Below are 21,706 nucleotides of genomic sequence, written 5' to 3'. Positions count from 1 at the left end.
AATTACCACTGATACTTCAGTCCCGCGAGTACGAGCCGGCCTTGACCCCAGTAGCAGTCGCCGTTGCTGCACGACGCCATGTAAGTGCGGTTAAGCAAGTTGCTTGCATTGAGCGAAGCGGTCCAGCCATGCATGGTCGGGAACGCGCGTCCAAGGTCATAGCGCAGCGCGAGGTCAACCAGCGTTGCCGACGAGAGCAGGATCGAGTTCGCGGTATCGCCGTAGGAACCGCCGATATAACGCAGCCCCGCGCCCGCTTGAACGCCGTTGAGCGGCCCGCTGGTGACCGTGTAGTCCGCCCACAGCGACGCGGTATTACGCGGAATGCCGACCGGCGTCTTGTTCAGGTTCGACGTAGTGCTCTTTGTATTGAGCAGGTTTGTATACGTGTAGCTGAAGATCATTTGCAGGTTGTTAGTCAAGCTAGCGTGAGCTTCAACTTCAAAACCCTGGGACCGCACTTCGCCAGTCTGAATCTGGAAGTTGACGTTGTTCGGGTCCGTGGTCAACACGTTTTGCTGCGTCAGGTGGAACGCCGACACGGTGACAAAGCTGTTGTAATTCTTCGGCTGATATTTCACGCCGATCTCGTACTGCTGGGCGGTCGTGGGCGAGAACGTCGTACCCGCGGCGGTCGAGCCAACCTGCGGCTGGAACGACTTCGTGTAGCTCGCATAAGGCGCAAAGCCGTTGTCGAATTTGTACACGCCCCCGGCACGCCACGTGAACGCGCGGTTGAACTGGCTCGCCTCCGCGCCGTTCACGTACGACTTGCTATCTTCGTTCGTCCAGTCTTCACGCACGCCCAGCAGGAACGACCACCGGTCGATATCGATCTGGTCCTGCGCATAGGTGCCAAGCTGCTTGACCGTCTGCTTGTTCGACGTGCCGAACATGAAGTCCGGATACGGAACCGGCTGGCCGTATTGCGGATTCGTCACGCTGAGCGACGGGACATTGTCGAACGCGCCGTAGAACGCGTGATCGAATTGCGTGTACTGATAGTCAAGGCCGACGGTGGCCGTATGCGACACCGGTCCCGTGTTGAAACGCGCGGTGGCCTGGTTGTCGAGCGTGTGCGAGTTCAAGCGGCCCGTGTTCAAGTACACATCACGCGCCAGCTCGGTGCCGTTGTTGGTGTAGCCCGCGTCGTCCGCCACATACTGAATGGTCTGGCTGTTATGCAGGAAACGATAGCTCTGCTTCAACGACCAGACGTCGTTCAGGCGTTGATCCAGTTGGTACCCGATCGACTCCTGCGTCTTGCGGAAGCTGTCAAAAGCCGGTTCGCCCGGATAGAAACTGCGCGGCAGTTGCGCCACGCCGGTCTGGATCGTGCCCACCGCCGGCACGGTGTTGTAGATACCGGCCTCGGGATCGGCCTGGTAGTTCATGAAGACCGTGAACGTGGTGTCCTTCGTCGGCTTCCACGTGATAGTCGGCGAAATCGCGAAGCGCTGCTGGTTCACGTAGTCCGTCTGCGTGCCGGTATTAAAGCCGTCGGCCGTCAAACGGTAAAGCACCTTGCCGTCCTGATCGATAGGACCACTGAAATCGAAAAACCCCTGTAGGCGCCCATAGCTGCCGGTCTGGAATCCGACTTCATGCAGCGGCTCGGCCGTCGGCATCTTGCTCACGAGATTCACCGTGCCACCCGGCGAACCCTGACCGTACAACACGGAAGCCGGTCCGTGCAGCAACTCGATACGCTCGAACATGTACGGATCGAAACTCGTCACGTTAAAGCCAAAACCACCGGCCGGACCGGGCGTACGCAAGCCGTTCCAGAACTCATCGACGAGGAAACCGCGTGCGTACAGGTACTCGAGCGAGTCCGTGTTGGTGCCGCGCTGTTCCGGGTTGATGCCCGACGTATAGCGCAGCGCCTGCGCCACGCTCTGCGCGTCCTGGATGTCCATCTGGTCGCGCGTCACCACCGAGATCGCCTGCGGCGTCTTGATGATCGGCGTATCGGTCTTGCTGCCCGCCGTGCTCTGTTTTGCCACGTAACCTTTCACCGGTCCCGTGCCCGTTTCCGCATCGCGCTGGCCCTTCACCACCACCGCGGGCAACTGTTGCCCTGCAGCAGACCCGGAAGTCGCCGCCGGCTGGCCGGTCGAGTCCGTCGGCACGACTGCCTCACTCTGCGCGAACGCGGACGTTGCCAGCAGCACGCCCGCTGCTATCGGCGCGAGCCGCCAGGGATTTCTTGCGCGCCCGCGCGCCCCGATGCGGTCTGCGCCGCGTCGTTCTGATTGTTGTCGTGCCATGGTCTCTTGCGGTTGGTGTGGATGGATAGATGAGCGAAAGTATGAACGATAATGCAAATGATAATGATTATTAATACGTGATTATATCGGTGAGATATTTTTTTGTGTGAAATTTCCCTGACTATTCCCCGGCTTTCGTGCGGCTGTGTTGCGCGGCTTATCGACTGTCGAGAAATCGGGTCAGGCTGGCGACTGTCGGATGATCGAAGACATCGCCGGGAGAAAGCTCTCGGCTCAGCGTCCGGCGGATTCGGGCGACCAGCTTGATCACCAGCAGCGAGTCGCCGCCCAGTTCGAAGAAGTCGTCATCGTCGCCGACCGTGCCGGGATCGACTTCCAGGAGGGTCGCGAAGAGCGTGCGCAGCGCGGTGTCGAGCGCGGGTTCCTGAAGGTGGGGAGTCTGTTGGTCCATGGTCTTTAGGTCTGCTTTCTTTAGGAGGAGTGATCTGGCGTCAGGCATGGATTTCAAACGTTGGCGGCATGAGCGAATTGCGAGCGTTCGACGAGCTCGCTCATCGCCACGACAATCTTTCGCGGCCCCTGATAGGGATCACGAGCGTGCGCGACCAGCATGTTGTCGAGCATCAGCACGTCGCCGGCGCGCCAGTCAAAACGCACCGCGCAGCGCTCGTAAGCCGCACCGATCAACGCGATGGCGTCGTCGCTGATCGTGCTGCCATCGCCGAAGTAGGCGTGCCGCGGCATGCGTTCAAGGCCGACCATATCGAGGAGGTCCATCCGGACATCCGGCGCGAGGCACGCGATGTGATGCAACTGCACCTGGTTGAAGAATGACCGTTCGCCGGTCAGTGGATGCACGATCACCGCCGGACACACGGTGCGTGTCTGCAGCTCGTCGTTCGGCAACCATTCGTATTGCACACCCGCCGCTTCGCACCGTGCTTCCACCGCGCGCCGGTCGTCGGTATCGAAGAACTCGCGCCACGGCACATCCAGGCCGCGAGTAAATGTGCGCACGTACATCAACTGCTTGCGCTCGAATGTATCGACCAGTTGCGCCGGCAACTGCCGCAGCATCTCGCGGCAATCGACAATGGGCGTGGCGCCGCCCGTCACGGCCGGCAGTTCGCAAAAGAAGAACTGCCGGCGCGGCCAGCGCGACAGGTGCGAACTTTCGTTGTGGTAGAGGATCATTTGCCGCTCGGGATACGGCGTGGACCGATACGTATTGCGGCCGCCCTCCTTCTTTGGCAGGTCACCGTATTCGCCGTACAGCGCGGGTGAAATCGCCTCGGCGAAGGTCTCGAAAGCGGCAGATCCGGGCAGGTCGAAATCGCGGAACAGAATGGCGCCGTGGCGGGTGAGCCACGTTTCCAGTTCGTCGCGATGCGCGTCGATCCAGCCGGGCAAATTAATGATCGGACCGGTCGGTGTAAGGACGATCGGCAAGCGCGTGCCGGCGTTGAAAAATGAGGTCTCGACGCTGGCGTGGGTGATCGGGGTCGCGTTCATAAATGAGTGGCTCTCGTTCATTGCGAAATGGCTTCGGGAATGCGCTGCGGCACGGCGTTGGGCACGTGATGGGCAAGTGTCGAGTCGGGATTGGCCGATACCTCGTCCAGCAAGTCGCGCCACAACCCAAACCAGCGCTCAACCGTGGACCGCACGAATAGCGACGACGCGTAGACCCATTCGACTTCGTAACCGCCATCAACTGGCTCGACGAACAGCGCCATGTCGAACTTCGATTGCGTCGTCGGTGCTCGCAGCAGTTCTATTGCAAGACCCGGCACACTCGCGTTTTTGCGCGGCAGGTCACGCAGGACGAACAACATTTGCAGCAGCGGATTGGCATCGCGACGACGCGACACGGCAAGTGCGTCCACGATGCGGTCAAATGGCAGCGCCCGATGTTCCAGCGCTTCCCACGCTGAATGTTTCGCGGCGTTAAGCCATGCGTTGAAGCTCGTTAGGTTCGCTCCGTCAGCGTTGATGCGCGAACGGACCGGCAACACGTTGATGAAAAATCCGATCAGCCCTTCGAACTCGGTGCGGTCGCGCCCCGCTACGTCGGTGCCGATCAGAAGATCGGTCTGGCCCGTCAGCTTGTGCAGAAACAGTTGGAAACTCGCGAGCAACACAGCGAACGGCGTCATGCCGCGCGCACTTGCGAGTGCTCTGACACGCTCGCCGGTCTCCGCAGATAACGTCAGGCGTGCGGTGCCGCCCTCGTGAGACGCGACTGGCGGACGCGGCCGCTCAGCCGGCAACGCAAGGAAATGCGGGGCATTCGCCAGATACGCGCGCCAGAAGTCCTGTTCGTTGCTTAGTTTCGGCGGCGTCAGTTGTTCACGCTGCCACGCCGCGTAGTCGGCGTATTGAATCGGCAAGGCCGGCAACGCAGTCGTCGTGCCACCGCGCCGCGCACGATATTGCGCGCACAACTCATCGATAAGGATATGCACCGACGCGCCATCCGCCACGATGTGATGCAGCACGAGAATCAGCACATGATGCGACGCATCGAACTTCAAGAGCAGCGCGCGCATCAGCGGCGGCGTGGCGAGATCGAAGGGATGGTTGGCTGCATCGTTTAGATAGCGAGCAACTGTTTGGTCGCGCTGTGCATTGGGCAATGCGCCGCAGTCGACCGGCGGCATGGGCACATCGAGGTGATCCGCAATCGTCAGCACAGGATCGCCGTCATGTTCGCCAAACGATGAGCGCAAGACTTCATGCCGCTCGACCAGTGCAGCGAGGCTCGCGTGCAGCAGGTTCGCGTCGAGCTCACCGCGCAGGTCCAGCCCCGCGGCCATGTTGTACGACACAAGTCCACCGCCTGCCAACTGATCCACAACCCAGATCCGCTGCTGCGTGAGCGATAGCGGCATCTCATGCTGCCTTTCGATAATACGAATTGCGGATGTACCGTGCCGTTCGGTGGAAAGTTCATCGATACGCACAGCCAGCGCCTGAAGCGTCGGTGCGTTGAATACTGCACGCAGCGGTAAATCGATTGGCCACGCGGAGCGTACCCGCGAAAGCATCCGCATCGCAGCGAGCGAATGACCACCAAGGGCGAAGAAATTGTCATCGCGGTGGATCTTGTTTTGCTCTGGGCTCAGTACCTCTGCCCAGATCCTCGCGAGCGTGATCTCGGTTGCGCCCTGCGGCGTACATCGAACGCTTGCGCCGGTTCTCGTCGCCGTGCGCGCCATTTCCTCTAGCGATTGACGGTCGAGCTTGCCGTTACGATTGAGCGGCAGCGCGTCCAGCACGCGCACACTCGACGGCACCATGTAGTCCGGCAAAACGGCTGCGAGTTGTTTCTTCAGCGATGCGGGTTCGAGCTTGCATCCGGGCTTGGCTGTTGCAAAACCGGCCAGACGCCCCGCTGCCGAAACGATCACTGCTGCATCCCGCACGCCGTCTAGCCCACGCAGCCGGGCTGCGATCTCGCCCGGCTCCACACGATAACCGCGAATCTTGACTTGATCGTCGATACGACCCAGATATTCGATCGCGCCATCCGCCAACCTGCGTGCCCGGTCGCCGCTGCGATACAAGCGCTCGCCTGCCGCGAAGGGATCGGGAACGAACCGCTCCGCCGTCATTCCCGGCCGCCCCAGATAACCCCGCGCGACACCCGCGCCGCCCAGATACAGTTCGCCGGTTTCGCCTGCGTCGACGGGGTTCATGTGTGCATCGAGTATCCACGTCGACGTGTTTGATAACGGCAGGCCAACGGGCAAGGTAGCTGCGCTCGAGTCCGCGCGCGCCGCGTCTTGAGTCAGGATGCCGACGGTCGTCTCGGTCGGACCATAGTGATTGATCACGCGGCAGGACGGTCTTAATGAGCGGATCTTTTCCAGCAGCGGCCACGCCGTTGCCTCACCGCCTAACACCAGCATATGAGCGGGCAAAACATCTGCGGCATTCTGCGCCTGCAGCAATGCATTCAGATGACCAGGAACAATCTTTAGTACGTCTATGCTGTGCTCGGCCATATATCGCGCGAAGCAATCTGCATCGAGCGTTGTATCGCGGTCGATCAGATGCAGCGTTCCGCCCGATGCAAGCGCGCCGAACAACACGGTATGACCGAGATCGGCAGCCACGGTCGACACCATTGCGAACGTCGATCGCGGCGGTAACGCGAGACGGTCCAGCACTGCGTCAACGTAGTTGTTCAATGCCGCGTGAGGTATGACCACACCCTTCGGCGTGCCGCTGGAGCCGGAAGTGAAGATTACGTAGGCCGCTTCTCGAGAGTCGACGGCAGGCAACTGTCGGGCTAACGCATGTGCGTGCTGTTGCGCGTTATCGATAGTCGTCTGTTGCAGGCCATCGAACGCGAATACGGACTCCTTTTCCCGCAGCACAAACCGCGCTCCGCAATCGCGCAAGGTCTGTTCAATTCTTTGCGGCGGATTAGCGGCATCGAGTGGAACAAAAACGCCGCCTGCTTTCAACACGCCCAGCATCGCAACGACAAACGCCGCCGAGCGGTCCGCGACAATTGCCACGGGCTGTCCAGCATGAAGACCATGATCGAGCAACCAGCAAGCGATGCGTTGCGAGCGTTGATCGAGCTCGCGGTAGCTCAGGCGCTCCGCTCCATCGATCAGCGCCAGCGCTTCGGGTTGAATCTGCGCGTGGGTCGCGACACACACATGCACCGGCGTCCCCGAGAAGTTTATTTCCCTGCCGCGACTTGCGGCCGCTACGAGCGCCTGCTCTTCAGCATCGAGCAAGTCGAGCGCTGCCAGAGCGCGATCAGTAGCCGGATCATCGGATAACAACGCAGCGGCGAATGCTTCAACCATTCGTTGATATTGCGCGGCCATCCGTTCCACGCTGGTTGCATCGAACAGATCGCCGGCGTAGGTCAGGTAAGCACGCAATCCACCGTCGCGCGACTCGCGCAGATCGAGCGCGAGCGGAACCTTCACGTGCACCTCTTCAATCTCATACCGCGATGCTGTGAGACCAGGCAGACGTTCGAGTGCCGGATAGTCATCGGCGAGATAGTTGAAGGTCGTCTCGAAGAGCGGCTGAGCTTGCGTGTCGCGCGCCGGGTTCAACCGCTCGACCAGCACATCGAAAGGCAGTGCCTGATGCGCCAGCCCTTCGATTGCCGCGCGACGAAGCGCTGCCACTAGCGCCGATACACTCAGCGATGCCGTGCATACACTGCGCAGCACGATTGTGTTCGTGAAAAAGCCAACCACGCCGTGCGTTTCAGGCTGCTGGCGATTCGCGACCGGCACACCGGTCCGGATATCGGCCTGCCCGGTCACGCGATATAACCACGCGTGATAAGCCGCGAGCAGCACGATGAACGGCGTGGCGCTATGCCGGCTTGCTGCGTCGCGGACCTTGCGTGCAAGACTTACGGGAAGCGTGCACGACATGCGCGCGGCAGCGAGGCTTTCCGCGTTGGCGGTGGGTGAACGATCGAACGGCAAGGCCAACGCAGGCGCTTCATCGCCGAGTTCATTGCGCCAGTAATCGAGTTGGCGCTGCGCGTCGCTGCTATCGAGCCAACGGCGCTGCCACGCGGCGTAATCGGTATAAGCGATTACCGGTGCGGCAATTGTGGAAGACGTGCTCGTAACAGCGGCACGATACTGCGCGACAAATTCATCGACGATGATCTGCATCGACCAACCGTCGGTGGCAATGTGATGCAGTGCCAGAAGCAGCAAGTGTTCGTTGTCGCCGTAGCGCACAAGGCCGACGCGCAACACAGGCCCTTGCACAAGATCGAAAGACTCGGCGGCGAAGCGCTGGGCGAGATTGCGAAGCGTTTCCTCGCTGAAGTCTTCATCGAGCAAGTCTGTTTGCATCCAGTCGAGCGGTGCTGCCGGATGGATCCGCGGCGCATACACATTCTCCGACCCCGGCATCTCGACAAAGCTCGTACGCAACGCGGCATGATGTTCGACGAGACTGTCGAAGCTGCCGCGCAGAGCGTCAAAGTTGAGTTGCCCGCGCAAGCGTACGCCGGTGGCGATGTGATAAGCGCGGCTCTGTGGATCGAGTTGCCACGCAAACAGTTGCCGCTGCTGCGCGTGCGATACAACAAGCTCGTCGCTACGTTCTATCGGGGTGGTATCGATTGATTCGCACTCCGGCTTTTCAATTGCCCGCGACAGTGCGCGAGCCATTGTCGCGAGAGTCGGGAATTCGAAAACCTGCCCGAGCTCGAACGGCCGCCTCCACCGTTCACCGATGCGTGCCGCCAAGCGCGCCGCCGTCAGCGAACTGCCGCCTGATGCGAAAAAATGTGCATCGGATGTCGTAATCTGAACATCGTTGAGCACTTCGCTCCATAGTGCGGCGAGTTCCTTCTCGAGGCCATCGAGGGGCGCCTGCGGCAGGGTATCGCTTGCCTCCGCACCCACTATAAAGTGACCACGCTCCCACAGCGCATACGCATCCAGCGTGCGGTGCTGCCAGCCTTGCCGCGTAGCCGCACGCTGCAATTTGCCACTCGATGTCTTCGGCAACGCCGCCGGATTAAGCAAGACAACGGCTACAGGAACCTCACCGCATGCGTCGAACACGCAGCGGTTCAACTGCGCCACGATGTCAGCCGCCGCGAAGCGTTTTTTCATCATCGGCGCAATTTCGAGTGCGAGCGCGGGACCTTCGGCGCCATCGATATCGGCGGCAAACGCGATAACCCGGCCCTTGCGCGCGAACTCGCAGAAGACTTCAACAGCCTGCTCGATGTCCTGCGGATAGAGGTTCCTGCCGCGCACGATGATCAGGTCCTTGCAACGACCGGCAATATAAAGCTGGCCGTCATGCATGAAGCCGAGGTCGCCGGTACGCAGCCATCGCGTTGTGCCTTCCGTGCGAAACGTGGAAGCGGTGACCTCGGGACGTTGCCAATAACCGTGTGCCACGCTCGGTCCGCTTACATGAATTTCTCCGATCTGCCCATGGGCATGCATCTGCCCGCTAACCGGATCGATGATCTCAATCACGTGCCCCGGTTGCAGCGCGCCGCACGCAACCAGCACCGTGCCGGGCTCGGTCTCCGATACAACGGCCACCCGCGCGGCAGACAAAGCGTCGCTCTCAAACCTCGCCGATACCAACCCCGCACCACGCCGGCCGCCCGTCACGAAGAGCGTTGCTTCGGCGAGGCCATAGCATGGATAGACTGCGGCGGCATCGAATCCGGCAGACGCGAAGCGCGCGACAAACGCATCCAGCGTGTCGCGCCGCACGGGTTCCGAGCCGGAGAAAGCGAGCCGCCAACTCGACAGGTCAAGTTGCGCGACCGCGTTGTCGCGCAGGCGTTCGGCACACAACCGATACGCGAAATCAGGTGCACCGGAAATCGTGCCCCGATGCCGCCCGATCGCCTGAAGCCATCGCAACGGACGTTCAAGAAAATATTGCGGCGACATCAGCACGAGAGGAATGCCGCTGAAGACCGGCTGCAACATGCTGCCGATCAAACCCATGTCGTGATAGAGCGGGAGCCAGCTCACGAACACATCGTCGCTTTGCACGCCGAGGCCAGCCTTGATAGCAATTTCGTTCGCGATCAGATTGCCGTGGCTGACCATCACACCTTTCGGCGTTCCCGTGGAACCTGAGGTGTATTGCAGGAACGCGATATCGGATGGTTGCACGTCGTGCAGCGTGAATTCGGTCGTGTCACCCGTCGAACAAAGCCCATCCACCGCGATGACGTCAGCATCCGGCGCCAGCTCGCTGCACTGCTCAGCGAAGCGCTCCTGCAACGCCGACGTAGTCAGCAAGTAACGAATGCCTGCGTCCTGCGCAATCCCGCACAATCGCGCCAGATGCTGCTCGCGCTTCGATTCCGGCGGATAGACGGGGACCGCGACGACGCCCGCATACAGGCAGCCGAAAAACGCACTCACATAGTCGATGCCGCTGTCCATCAGAAGCAACGCACGCTCGCCCACCGATTGCTTATCAGTAAAGCGAGCGGCCAAGCACGCCGCCCGGCGATCGAGTTCAGCGTAGTCGTATTGCGCTTCACCGGCAGCATCGATACTGATCAAGGCGACCGCGTCAGGACGCTCGATCGCCAGCGTACGAAGACGAGCGGCCATTCCCGCCTCGCCCGCTATCCAGTTGCCCGTCAAGGCTTGCTCGCTCAAGCTCATGACAGGTTCTCCGGCCGGGCACTCGAGGTAAGCGCACGTGCGAGGTCATCGAAAAGATCGTTGTGCCGCACGATATGCGTGTGATCGGCGTCGATCTCGCCGGCCACCGACACCCAGCCCGTCGAGAGCGCCGACCACATAGCCGTTGCTTCGCGTGCGGGGCGATAAGGCTGGTGCTGCGCCCACCATAATTTCAGGTCGACAGGCAGCGGCGCACGCTCCGTGTAGCGGACGATATGACCCAAGTGCCGCTGGAACAACATCACTTTGCTGAGCAGCGCGCGCGTGCCGGCATCGTCGAGATCGCCTTGCATCGACGGCCATTTCCTGCCGGCATCGTCGAGCACGTTCTGCAGTTCATGATCGGTTGCACGATAGGTCCGCATCTGCTCGTGAGTCACCGGGGCTTCATCCCCGCGCGCTCGATTGTCATCCGTCTTCAGCATGTGCGAATCAATCAGGCCTACGAACTGAACTTCATCGCCGTCACTCGCCAACACGCGCGCCACCTCGGTCGCGATCACGCCGCCCACGGACCAGCCAATCAGCCGGTACGGCCCGGCCGCTTGCACCGTGCGAATACGCGTGGCGTAGTCAACCGCAAGCTCTGACAAATCACCGGGCCACCAGTCCTCCGTATAGAACGGGGCCTCCACGCCGTACACGTTCGCGACGCCATCGAGTGCCGCGGCAAGCGGCCGGTAGTCCGCGACCAGACCAGACGCCGGATGAATGGCGAAGACGTTGGGCGCATCGGTGCGCTCGCTCATCGATACAACATTCGCAGCAGGGTCCACGCTCGAATCTCGTGTGTCGAGATGCGACGCGAGCGTACGAACCGTCGCATGCTTGAACAAAGCTTCGAGCGTCAAGCTCGCCAACCCGGCTTGAGCGCTCTTCGCGAGCACCTTGAGCGCGAGCAGCGAATGTCCGCCCGCTTCGAAGAAGTTATCGGTGACACCCAGGTCGTCGCGCTCCAGCACGTCTTGCCAGATGCCAAGCAACTGTGTTTCCAGCGGTGTACTCGGCGCGGTTCTCTCAGCGCTCTTTCGATCACCCGGTTCAGGCAGCGCGGCACGATCGAGCTTACCGTTCTGCATCAGCGGCAAACGATCGAGCCACACGAGCACTGACGGCACCATATAACCCGGCAAACGGCTTTCCAGCACGCCGCGAATCTCTGCTTCGTCGAACCGGTCACGATCCCCGACCACGTAACCGACGATCCGTTTCGCATCTCCCTCACCATGCAGCGAAGCAACCGCCGCCTGCACGCCGGGTGCTTCGCGCAACACGGCTTCTATCTCACCCAGTTCAATGCGAAAACCTCGCAGCTTCACCTGACTATCAAGCCGCCCGAGAAAGTCGATGCTGCCATCCACGCGCCGTCTACACAGGTCGCCGCTGCGATACAAACGCGCCCCCGGCACACGCGGGTCCGGCGCAAACCGTTCCGCGGTAAAACCGGGTCGATCCAGATAACCGCGCGCAAGCGTCAGACCGCCAATGCACAATTCGCCCAGCGCGCCGACCGGCGCCTCGTTGCCGTGCCGGTCCATCACATAGACATATCGCGATCCATACGGCTCGCCAATCGACACGATTGCCTGTGCAGCATCTGCCGCGCGCGTCTCGCGATACATGCACGCCACCGTGGTCTCCGTCGGGCCGTATAAGTTGTCGAGTCGGATGCGCGCGAGCGGACCGTTGCGCCATTGCGCGAGTGCATCGCCGGGAAGTCCTTCGCCGCCTACCGTGATTTGCCGCAATGCCGCGAGGTCGTCCAAAGGCGGCGGCGTGCGCAACCATTGTTGCCAGTACGCAGTCGGAATCCGCGCGAACGTGACGCGACCATCCTTCAAGTGACGGCTGGTTGTCTCGATGTCCCAAAGCTGCGGACCACGCATCTCGACCTGACCGCCTTGCATCAGCGCCGGCAGCATTTCATGCAGCGCCACATCGAAGTTGATCGTCGACGATTGCAACTGGACGTCGCTTGCATCGATCCCATATGTGCCGATGAAATCGTCCAGATGACGGCTGAGCGCAACATGACTGATCGCCACGCCTTTGGGCCGTCCTGTCGATCCCGATGTGTAGATCACGTAGGCGAGTTGCTCTGTATGAATGGCGACATCGAGTGGATCGCCGGGCGACGCTTCGAGCGCATTGATGTCGATGACTTCGCGACCTTCGAAGAGCTGACCGCATGTCGCGATCGTGGCGGCATCGGCGAGCACACAGGACAATTGCGCGTCATCGATCATGGCGCGCAGACGATCCGCTGGATAGGCTGGATCGAGCGGCACGAACGCCGCGCCGGACCGGAGCACGCCAACCACTGCCGCGACCAATCCCACCGAGCGCGTCAGACAGAGTCCAACGCGTGTCTCCGAGCCCATCCCTCGCGCAAGCAACGCCCGCGCGATGCGGTTCGACCAGACATCGAGTTCGCCATAAGAGAGGCGCGCACCTTCGCAATGTACGGCAGACGCTTGAGGCTGACGAAGCGCCTGTGCCGCGATACGCTCGCCGACCGGCATGAACGCGTGATTGCTGAGCGCACGTTGGCTCATTTGAGCATCAAGCACGAGCTCAGCCAGATATGCATGATCCTTCGTCGCAATCTGCTCAAGCAACGACACGTAATGACCCAGCATTCGTTCGACGGTTTGAGCATCGAATACATCGCGGGCATAGTTCAACGAAACAGTGATGCCGTCACGCCGTTCACGAACCGACAGCACAAGATCGAAACGTGCCGTACCCGTCGATGTTTCTATCGGCGAGACCCGCAAGCCAGGCAAGCTGAGCGCTTCGCCGTCCGCGCCGTGATCGTAGTTGAACATGACGCTGAAGAGCGGCGTCTGCGTGAGGCTCCGGCCTAGGTTCAGCGCATCGACAACACGAGCGAACGGTACGTCCTGATGCGCCTGCGCTTCAAGCACGCGTTCGCGAACGTGGCCGAGCAGCATTTCGACGGTATCGATGCCCGCCATCTCCGTGCGAATGACCAGCGTGTTCACGAAGAAGCCGATCAGCGATTGCGTCTCACGCCGGTCTCGCCCTGCGACGGGCACACCAACGCGGATGTCGGCTTGTCCGCTGTAGCGCGCAAGCAGGACATCGAACGCCGCCAGCAGCACCATGAACGGCGTTGCCTGATGCCGTCTGGACTGTGCGCCGATTGCATCGATCACCGGCGCCGCGAGCCTGACCTCGACTCGTGCGCCAGACTGGTTGCGCGAAGCCGGCGGCGAGCGGTCGAACGGCAGTTCGAGCGCCGTCAGTTCGCAGCCAAGCCGCTCACGCCAGAACGTAAGTTCGGAGTCCGCGCGCGCTTGTTGTTCGGCGCCGTTCTGCCAGAGCGCGTAGTCGGCGTACTGAATCGGCAAGGCCGCGAGTTGGTGCGTGCGGCCTTGACGGATCGCTGTGTAAAGACGCGCGAACTCATCGAGGATGATCCGGTTCGACCATGCATCCGAGATGATGTGATGCGTCACGAAATGAAGCACATGTTCGCAGTCGCCAAGCCGGATCAGCGTGACGCGAAACAGTGGTCCTTGCTCCAGCGAGAATGGCGCGCGAGATATCGCGTTCACCGTGTCCGTCACGCGCTTGGCCCTGTTTTCCTGCGGGACATCCTCCAGATCGAGCACCGACCAGCCCGGTTCGATGACATCGACTTGCTGCATCGCGACGCCATCGACTTCAACGAAACGCGTACGCAGGCTTTCATGCCGCGAGACGAGGGCCGTGACTGCCTGATGCAGAAAGTCGCGGTCAAGCGCGCCTTCCAGTTTCACCGCACCTGCAAGGTTGTACGCGGGACTCTGCGGACTGAGGCGCGAGAAGAACCACAGCCGTTCCTGTGCCGGCGATAACGGTATGCTAAGCATTCCTTCCGGTCTTGAGGAGAGCACAACCGCTGCCATCGCAACCGGTGCGTCTCGTTCGATTACTCGCGCCAGATCTGCCAGCACCGGATACGCAAACACCTTCTGCACCGGCAACTCAATGTTCAACGCCTCGCGCAGCGCGGCGACCGCGCGCAATGCCAGCAACGACTGCCCGCCCATGTCGAAGAAGTTGTCATGCCGGCCGATACGGTCGATGCGCAATACGTCCTGCCAGACGCCGGCGATGACCTGCTCCATCTCGCCCTTCGGCGCTTCCCAGATCCGTCCGGTTTGCTCAGGCAACGGCAGCGCGTGTCGATCGACCTTGCCGTTCGTGTTCAACGGCAGGCGGTCCATGACCACGATAAGACCGGGCACCATGTACTCCGGCAGCATCGCGATCAGCTTTTCTCGCAGTTGCGTGGCGAGCGTGGCCGCGTCCGTATACTGCCCCGCCCGACGCGAAACATACGCCACCAGCCGCGCGCCTCCCGTTCCTTCGTGCGCCACAGCAACTGCTTCGCCCACCTCCGGTTGCGCCAGCAACTGCGCCTCGATTTCTCCCAGTTCGATACGAAAGCCCCGGATCTTCACCTGATGGTCAATCCGCCCCAGATAGTCGAGCTGACCGTCGCCCCGCCACTTCACGAGATCGCCCGTCCGGTACAAACGTGCGCCGTTGCCGTTGAACGGGTCTGCGACGAAACGCTCCGACGTCAACCCGCCCTGCCCGATATAACCACGCGCCAGCCCGACGCCGCCGATATACAACTCGCCCGGCACGTTGGGCGGAACAAGCGCCATGCCCGAATCGAGGACGTAAAGCTGCGTTCCCGCAATTGGACTTCCCAGAACCGGCGTAGCGTCCAGCACGCGACCAGCAGCTGACCAGATCGTGGTCTCGGTGGGGCCGTACATGTTCCATAACTCGACGCCCTGTTCGTTCAGGTCGTGCGCAAGATCCGGCTGCAACGCTTCGCCTCCGCATAGGCCCTTGAAGCGCACGAGCGGCGCCTGTGGCCAGCCGCCGGCCCGCAGCAACCGCCAACCGGCAGGAGTCGACTGCAGCACCGTTGCCTTCGAGTCCTGTACCAGCCGCGCCAGCGCCGCTCCGTCGCGAGCCACTTCCCGCGTAGCCAGGACAATCCGGGCGCCAACGAAAAGCGGCAAGTACAACTCAAGGGCGGCAATATCGAATGACAGCGACGTCACGGCGACCAGCACATCGTCCGATGCCAGGCCTGGCTTCGTCTGCATGCTGTGGATGAAGTGGCTGAGCGCGTGGTGGTGAACCATCACACCCTTGGGCTGGCCGGTGGAACCGGACGTATAGATGACATAGGCCAGGTTGTGTCCGCGCACATCCACGTGCGGTTTGTGCGATGGTTCATCGTCAAGATTTAGCGTGTCGAGTGCCAGCGTCCGCAGGGTCTGCTCGTTCGTGCTGAAGCGCTGTTCGATGGAGCTCTGCGTGAGCAACAACCGCACGCCGCTATGGGCCACCATGTATGCCAGACGATCCGCCGGATACTGTGGGTCAAGCGGCACATAGGCGCCGCCAGCCTTCAAGACGGCCAGCAAGCCGATCACCATCTCCACAGAACGCTCGACGCCAATACCAACCTTTACCTCCGGTCGCACGCCTAGCCGCATCAGTTTGTGCGCAAGGCGGTTGGCACGTTCATCGAGTTCGCGGTACGTCAGCGCCCGGTCGGCGAACACTAACGCGATAGAATCGGGGGTCTTCATCGCGTGATGTTCGAACAAGTGATGCACCGGCTCTGCCTGCGCAAATGTCTGGTCGTTGCGGCCCCACGCCAGTAGTTGCTGCTGCTCGCGATCTCCCAACAACGGCACCGCACGCGTGTCCGGATGGCTCGCGACTGTCTCCAGCACGGCGACGTAGCTGTCGAGGAGACGCAAAGCCGTCGCCGGGTCGAAGAGATCGGTTGCGTAGTTCAAAGCGACCTTCAGGCCACCGCCATTAACCGATACATCCAGCGATAGATCGAACTGCACTGTCCCTGTGCCGCCGCTCAGCGGGCTCACTTTAATTCCTGGCAGTTCAACTTGCGAGCGCGGCTCTGCGCTGTAGTTGAACATCGCCTGGAACAGCGGCGTATGCGCGATGCTGCGTTGTGGCTGCAGCAGCTCGACAAGCTTCGCGAACGGCACGCCGGCATTCGACTGCGCGCCTGCCATCCGGTCGCGTACCTCGGCCAGCAACGCACTGAACGGCTCCGTCCGGCGCGTGGCCATGCGGATCACCAGCGTGTTGACGAAGAAGCCGATTAACGGCTCGGTTTCGAGGCGATCCCGCCCTGCAACCGGGACGCCGACACGGACGTCATCCTGTGCGCTGTAGCCTTGCAGCAGTGTTCCGAACGCGGCCAGCAAGGTCATGAAACGCGTGACGCCATGCTCGCGGGAGCGCTGATCAAGCGCATCGGCCAGTTCAGCGTCGATTGATCGCTTAACGACCGCGCCTGCATTACTACGTACTCCACGACATACCCGGTCAACAGGCAATGCAAGCAGCGGTTGCTCACCGCCAAGCTCGTGTTGCCAGAACGCGTAGTGAGCATTGAGGGCGGCTTCGTTGCGAGAGTTGCGCTGCCATAACGCATAGTCTCCGTACTGGATCGGCAGCGGCGCGAGATCTGCGGGTTCGTTGCAAATTTCCCAGCTATACAACTGCGAGAACTCGCGCAGCAGGATGACTTGCGACCACGCATCCGACACAACATGAGGCATCGCGAAATGCAGGACGGTTTCGTTCTGAGCGCGTGCCAGCAACGTGGCGCGCAGCATGGGCCCGCGTTCAAGATCGAAGGGCTCGCGGCCCAATTCAAGCAAGCGCGCGTCAAGTTCGTGCTGACCGGCGATGCTTTCTTCGCGCCAGCCGTAGAGCGCTTGAGAGCCATCAAGTGCGGCGTTATCGACTACTTGCCACGGCGACCCATCCTCTTCGACAAAACGCGTACGCAGGCTTTCGTGTCGGTCAAGCAAGCGATCCAGAGCTTCGCGTATCGCTTGCCGGTCAAGCGCACCGCTTAGATTGACGGCACCCGTAATGGTATAAGCGGCGCTGTCCGGTTCGAGCTTCCACAGGAACCACAATCGCTCCTGCTCGTGTGTCAGCGGAATGCGAACCGCAGAGTCGCGCGGCAAAATGACGTCTGCCGCACGCGCCTCATGCAACGCCAATTCAGCCGCCAAACTTTCGAGCACAGGATGCAGGAATAGCGTCTGCAGCGAAACATCGCGGCCGAGTTCCTGACGAATCCTCGACGCCACTCGCATTAACAACAAAGAGTGACCGCCAACCTCGAAGAAATTATCGGTCATGCTCAGACCTTCACGGCCCAGCACCGACTGCCAGATCGCCAGCAACGCGGCTTCCAGCTCGGTACGCGGCGTCACGCGTTGACGTGCCACCTCAACGCCCGGTTCAGGTAACGCCGCGCGGTCCACCTTGCCGTTTTGCATCAATGGCATTTTCTCCATCCACACCAGCGCCGATGGCACCATGTAGCCCGGCAGACGGCGCTGCAGGATGCGACGGACCTCCGCGTCATCCGCGTCGCCTACCACGTAACCCACCAGCCGCTTCGCATCGCCTTCGCCCCGCAACGCTGCTGCCGCCGCCTGCACGCCGGGCGCTTCGCGCAACACCGCTTCGATCTCGCCGAGCTCTATGCGATGCCCCCGCAGTTTCACTTGCTGGTCCATCCGCCCGAGGAAGTCGATAGTGCCATCTGCACGGCGACGGCACAGATCCCCGGTCCGATACAACCGGCTTCCAGAAGGTCCGTTGGAATCAGGAACAAACCGCTCGGCGGTCAGCCCCCCACGCCCGAGATAACCTCGCGCAAGCGTATGGCCGCCGATGCACAGTTCGCCTAGCGCGCCGACGGGTGCTTCGTTGCCGTCGGCATCGCAGACTTGAACCGAGCGTGACGGATAAGGACCGCCAATCGATACGATCGCCTGGTCCTCGTCCTGAGCGCGCGTTTCGCGAAACATGCAGGCGATCGTCGTCTCGGTCGGACCGTACAGGTTGTCGAGCCGGATAGACCCAAGCGGACCGTTGCGCCATTGCCGCAACGCGTCGCCGGGTAATCCCTCGCCGCCCACCGTGATCTGCCGCAATGCCGCCAACGATGCGGCCGGCGGCGGTTCACGCAGCCACTGTTGCCAGTACGCCGTCGGAATGCGCGCGAACGTCACCTTCTCCTCGATCAGATGACGACTCGTGGTCTCAGGGTCCCAAAGCTGCGGGCCACGCATCTCGACCTGACCACCGCTCAGCAGGGCGGGCAAGAGTTCGTGCAAGGCGACGTCGAAATTGATCGTCGATGATTGCAGCACCTTGTCGGAAGCATCAATGCGATATGTACCGATGAAGTCGTCCAGATGCTGGCTCAGCGTGCCGTGATTGATCGCCACGCCCTTGGGACGCCCTGTCGAGCCCGAGGTGTAGATCACGTAAGCGAGTTGCTCTGGATGAATCGGGGCATTAAAAGCGCCTTCGTCATCGCCTTGCAGCGACGGGTCGTCGGCAACTTGAATTGGCTCGCGACCGCGCAGCAATTCCCCTAAGCGCTCAAACCCCGTGCGATCAACCAGCACTCGCACGATCCCCGCATCGTCGAGCATCGCGGCGAGTCGTTCGAGCGGATAAGCCGGATCGAGCGGCACAAATGCAGCGCCCGATTTCAGCACGCCAAGCACACCGGCGGCGAGCGCGGTCGAGCGCTCCACACACAAGCCGATGCATTCATCGGGCCGAACGCCGAGCCGATCCAGGCGGCGTGCAATACGATTCGTCCAGCGCTCAAGTTCGCCATACGAAAGCCGCTCGCCCTCGCAATGAAGCGCGGGTGCAAGCGGATGTTTCGATGCCTCGCGGCTAAAATTCTGCCCGACTGGTACGAATGCCATGCTCGTCACGCCCCGATCCGCCGTGCCATCAGTATCGACGCGGCTTAGCGCAATCTGCGCCAACGGTTGATCCTTCGCCGCACTCACCTGCCGCAGAATTTCGACGTAGTGCTCGAGCATCTGCCTGACGATAGATTCATCGAACAAGTCCGCTGCATAGTTGAACGACAGGCGGAGTTCATCGTCGAGTTCGACAGCATTCAGCACCAGATCGAAGCGGGCTGTCGGCACATGGTTCACCACCTCCGACACGCGCAGTCCCGCCACGCCGATATCCGTGTGTTGCGCGCGCGTGTGATTGAACATTACCTGGAACAGCGGCGTCTGCCCGATGCTGCGCTCAGGTTGCAACGCCTCGACAAGTTGGGCGAACGGCAGTGCATCGTGACGATGCGCTTCAAGCACGCGCTCATGAAGCTGGCCGAGCAAGGTCCCGAACGACGCAACACCTGCGAGGTCCGCGCGGATCACCAGCGTGTTGACGAAGAAGCCGATCACCCGCTCGGTTTCCAGCCGGTTGCGTCCTGCCACCGGGACGCCGATTCGCACGTCCTTCTGCCCGCTGTAACGCGCGAGCAGGACCGCGTACGCCGATAGCAATACGGTAAACGGTGTGGTTTGGCGACTCGCTGCTGCTTGCTTGAGTGTCCGCGCGAGTTCCGGGTCCAACGTGAAATCCACGCGTGCGCCTCGCGCGTTGCGCGTCGTCTGAATGCCCGTGCGGCTCTTCACGATCGGCAGTTCAAGCACGGGCTGCGTCCCGCCTAGCTGCTTGACCCAATATGCAAGGTTCGGATTGTTCTTGTCGTCGCCGGACCACTCTTTCTGCCAGGCGGCGTAGTCGCCGTATTGCACAGGCAAAGGCTCAGGCACCGGCGCCTCTGCGTTGCAAAGCTGTTCATATGCCGCGATGAATTCATCGAGCAAGAGCTTGATCGATGCATGATCAGAGACGATGTGATGCATGGACACATGCAGTACGTGAGAGCCAGCCGCTTCGCTCAGCAACGCAACGCGCAAGAGCGGCCCGCGCGTAAGGTCGAACGGCTCCAGCGACAACGCTTGCAAACGGCCTTCGAGGGCACCTGTGTCGGCTGAATCGATATCAGTCCAACCGTAGACAGCATCGCCCACGACTTGCCATGCCTGGCCGTCGGCCTCAACAAAACGCGTGCGCAATGCTTCGTGCCGCTGAACCACGTGAGTCAGCGCGGCACGCAGCTTGTCGATGAGCAGTGCCCCTTCGAGCCTCAACGCGCCCGACAGGTTGTAGCTCGCGTCATTGGGATCGAGTTGCCACAGAAACCACAACCGGTCTTGCGCGGGCGATAGGGGAAAGCGCTCTGAACGCCCTGCAAACGCTACGATAGGCAACTGCTCGCCCGACATACCGCGTTCACGCAAACGCACGCGAAATGCCTTACGTTTTTCCGGCGGCAAACTCGCATACGTTTGAGCGACAGCTTGCAGGCCGCCTGCCGCGGGCTTTGCATCTTGCGTATCACGCATAACGCCCTCCGGTTTCACCGCAACCGCATCCTCCACCTTCTTGCGAGCCTTCCGCTTCAGGAACGGACAAGCATCTTGCGCAGCGACGTTATGGTCGTCGAGGAAATACTGCTTCCATTCGAGATTGCCGGCATCGCCGTAGAAACCCAGATCAGGATGCGCAGGGGTTTCGTCCCACGTCTCCAGGCGCTTGCGAACCTGATTGCGCGCCTCGCGGCCGATGACCTTGTTGGTGATCGTGTCGACAAACACGCTACGCGGCTGGAACAACAACACCATGCCTGGACCGAGGTTGCGGCTATGGCGTAGCTTGAACGACGGGCACGCGCAGACCACGAACATCTCCACGCCCGCGAACGAAAATTCCCACTCTTCATGCGACGGTTCGGGCTGCTGGTCCGCAGCCGGATCAGGGTCAACGTTGTGAAGATGCTGGAGCGTCTTCCAGAATAGTTCGTAATACTCATCATGCGAAAGCGGGACGGTGTCCGGCTCGAAGAATACGGCGATATTGTTCTTGCGATACTGCGGTAACGAAGCAAGTTCCGCGAAAGTCTGCATGGTCGTGGGCAGATTGCGGATGTCTTTCTCTTTGCCGCTGACGAACGAGTAGAACATCTCGCCGCGCCGTTCCGCGGTCGTACCGAAGAAGCATGGATAGGCCGGATGCATCACCTGCTCGCGCAAGGTCTCGTACGAGGCATCGAGCCACTCAGGCAGATCGATCTCAGCGCCGATCAAACGCCCAGCGATGATGCGGCTTTTCCAGTCGCCCGGATCGAACTCGGGTGCGGAATTCGCGGAGCTTCCGGCGCTCGCCGTTTCAAGCGATTTTGCCGGACTGGCGGGATTTCGCTGCGTGGTCTCTTCGTTTGTCAGCATCTTCATTCCTCTCGTTCATCACCCGGCTGCACCCCAACTTCGCCCTGACGCGCCCGGCGCAACCTATTGGCGCGCGAGCCGATGC

The 21,706-nt window shown here is 61.2% G+C and carries 5 protein-coding genes; all 5 read right to left on the bottom strand.

All coding sequences use genetic code 11. The features are described 5' to 3' along the window. Window positions 1-2: 2 nt before the first annotated feature. The 5 genes from ACMX25_RS10645 to ACMX25_RS10625 all read right to left on the bottom strand — a co-directional run bounded on the left by ACMX25_RS10645 (window position 3) and on the right by ACMX25_RS10625 (window position 21,627). On the bottom strand, window positions 3-2,270 hold the full coding sequence (locus tag ACMX25_RS10645; RefSeq protein ID WP_414949737.1) for a TonB-dependent siderophore receptor: 2,268 nt from the start codon (window positions 2,268-2,270) through the stop codon (window positions 3-5). Window positions 2,271-2,427: 157 nt separating this feature from the next. Continuing rightward, window positions 2,428-2,682: a phosphopantetheine-binding protein gene (locus tag ACMX25_RS10640; RefSeq protein WP_414949736.1), complete on the bottom strand. Its 255-nt coding sequence runs from the start codon at window positions 2,680-2,682 to the stop codon at window positions 2,428-2,430. Window positions 2,683-2,735: 53 nt separating this feature from the next. Then, window positions 2,736-3,743, bottom strand: a complete 1,008-nt coding sequence (locus ACMX25_RS10635) for a TauD/TfdA family dioxygenase (protein WP_414949735.1) — start codon at window positions 3,741-3,743, stop codon at window positions 2,736-2,738. A 17-nt stretch (window positions 3,744-3,760) separates the two neighbouring features. Beyond that, a complete protein-coding gene (locus ACMX25_RS10630; protein ID WP_414949734.1) occupies window positions 3,761-10,387 on the bottom strand; it encodes an amino acid adenylation domain-containing protein in 6,627 nt (2,208 codons plus the stop codon). Next, on the bottom strand, window positions 10,384-21,627 hold the full coding sequence (locus tag ACMX25_RS10625) for an amino acid adenylation domain-containing protein (protein ID WP_414949732.1): 11,244 nt from the start codon (window positions 21,625-21,627) through the stop codon (window positions 10,384-10,386). The genes ACMX25_RS10630 and ACMX25_RS10625 overlap by 4 nt, the downstream gene beginning before the upstream one ends. Window positions 21,628-21,706: the final 79 nt, after the last annotated feature.

The sequence above is a fragment of the Caballeronia eucalypticola genome (assembly GCF_047608185.1).
Lineage (GTDB): Bacteria > Pseudomonadota > Gammaproteobacteria > Burkholderiales > Burkholderiaceae > Caballeronia.
Note: the sequence above shows the minus strand (reverse complement) of the source record. Positions and strands in the feature narration are given on the sequence as shown.

What these genes read in the sequence shown, in the direction of transcription:
- ACMX25_RS10645 (WP_414949737.1), bottom strand. Translation starts at nt 2,270, where the DNA reads ATGGCACGACAACAATCAGAACGACGCGGCGCAGACCGCATCGGGGCG.
- ACMX25_RS10640 (WP_414949736.1), bottom strand. Translation starts at nt 2,682, where the DNA reads ATGGACCAACAGACTCCCCACCTTCAGGAACCCGCGCTCGACACCGCG.
- ACMX25_RS10635 (WP_414949735.1), bottom strand. Translation starts at nt 3,743, where the DNA reads ATGAACGCGACCCCGATCACCCACGCCAGCGTCGAGACCTCATTTTTC.
- ACMX25_RS10630 (WP_414949734.1), bottom strand. Translation starts at nt 10,387, where the DNA reads ATGAGCTTGAGCGAGCAAGCCTTGACGGGCAACTGGATAGCGGGCGAG.
- ACMX25_RS10625 (WP_414949732.1), bottom strand. Translation starts at nt 21,627, where the DNA reads ATGAAGATGCTGACAAACGAAGAGACCACGCAGCGAAATCCCGCCAGT.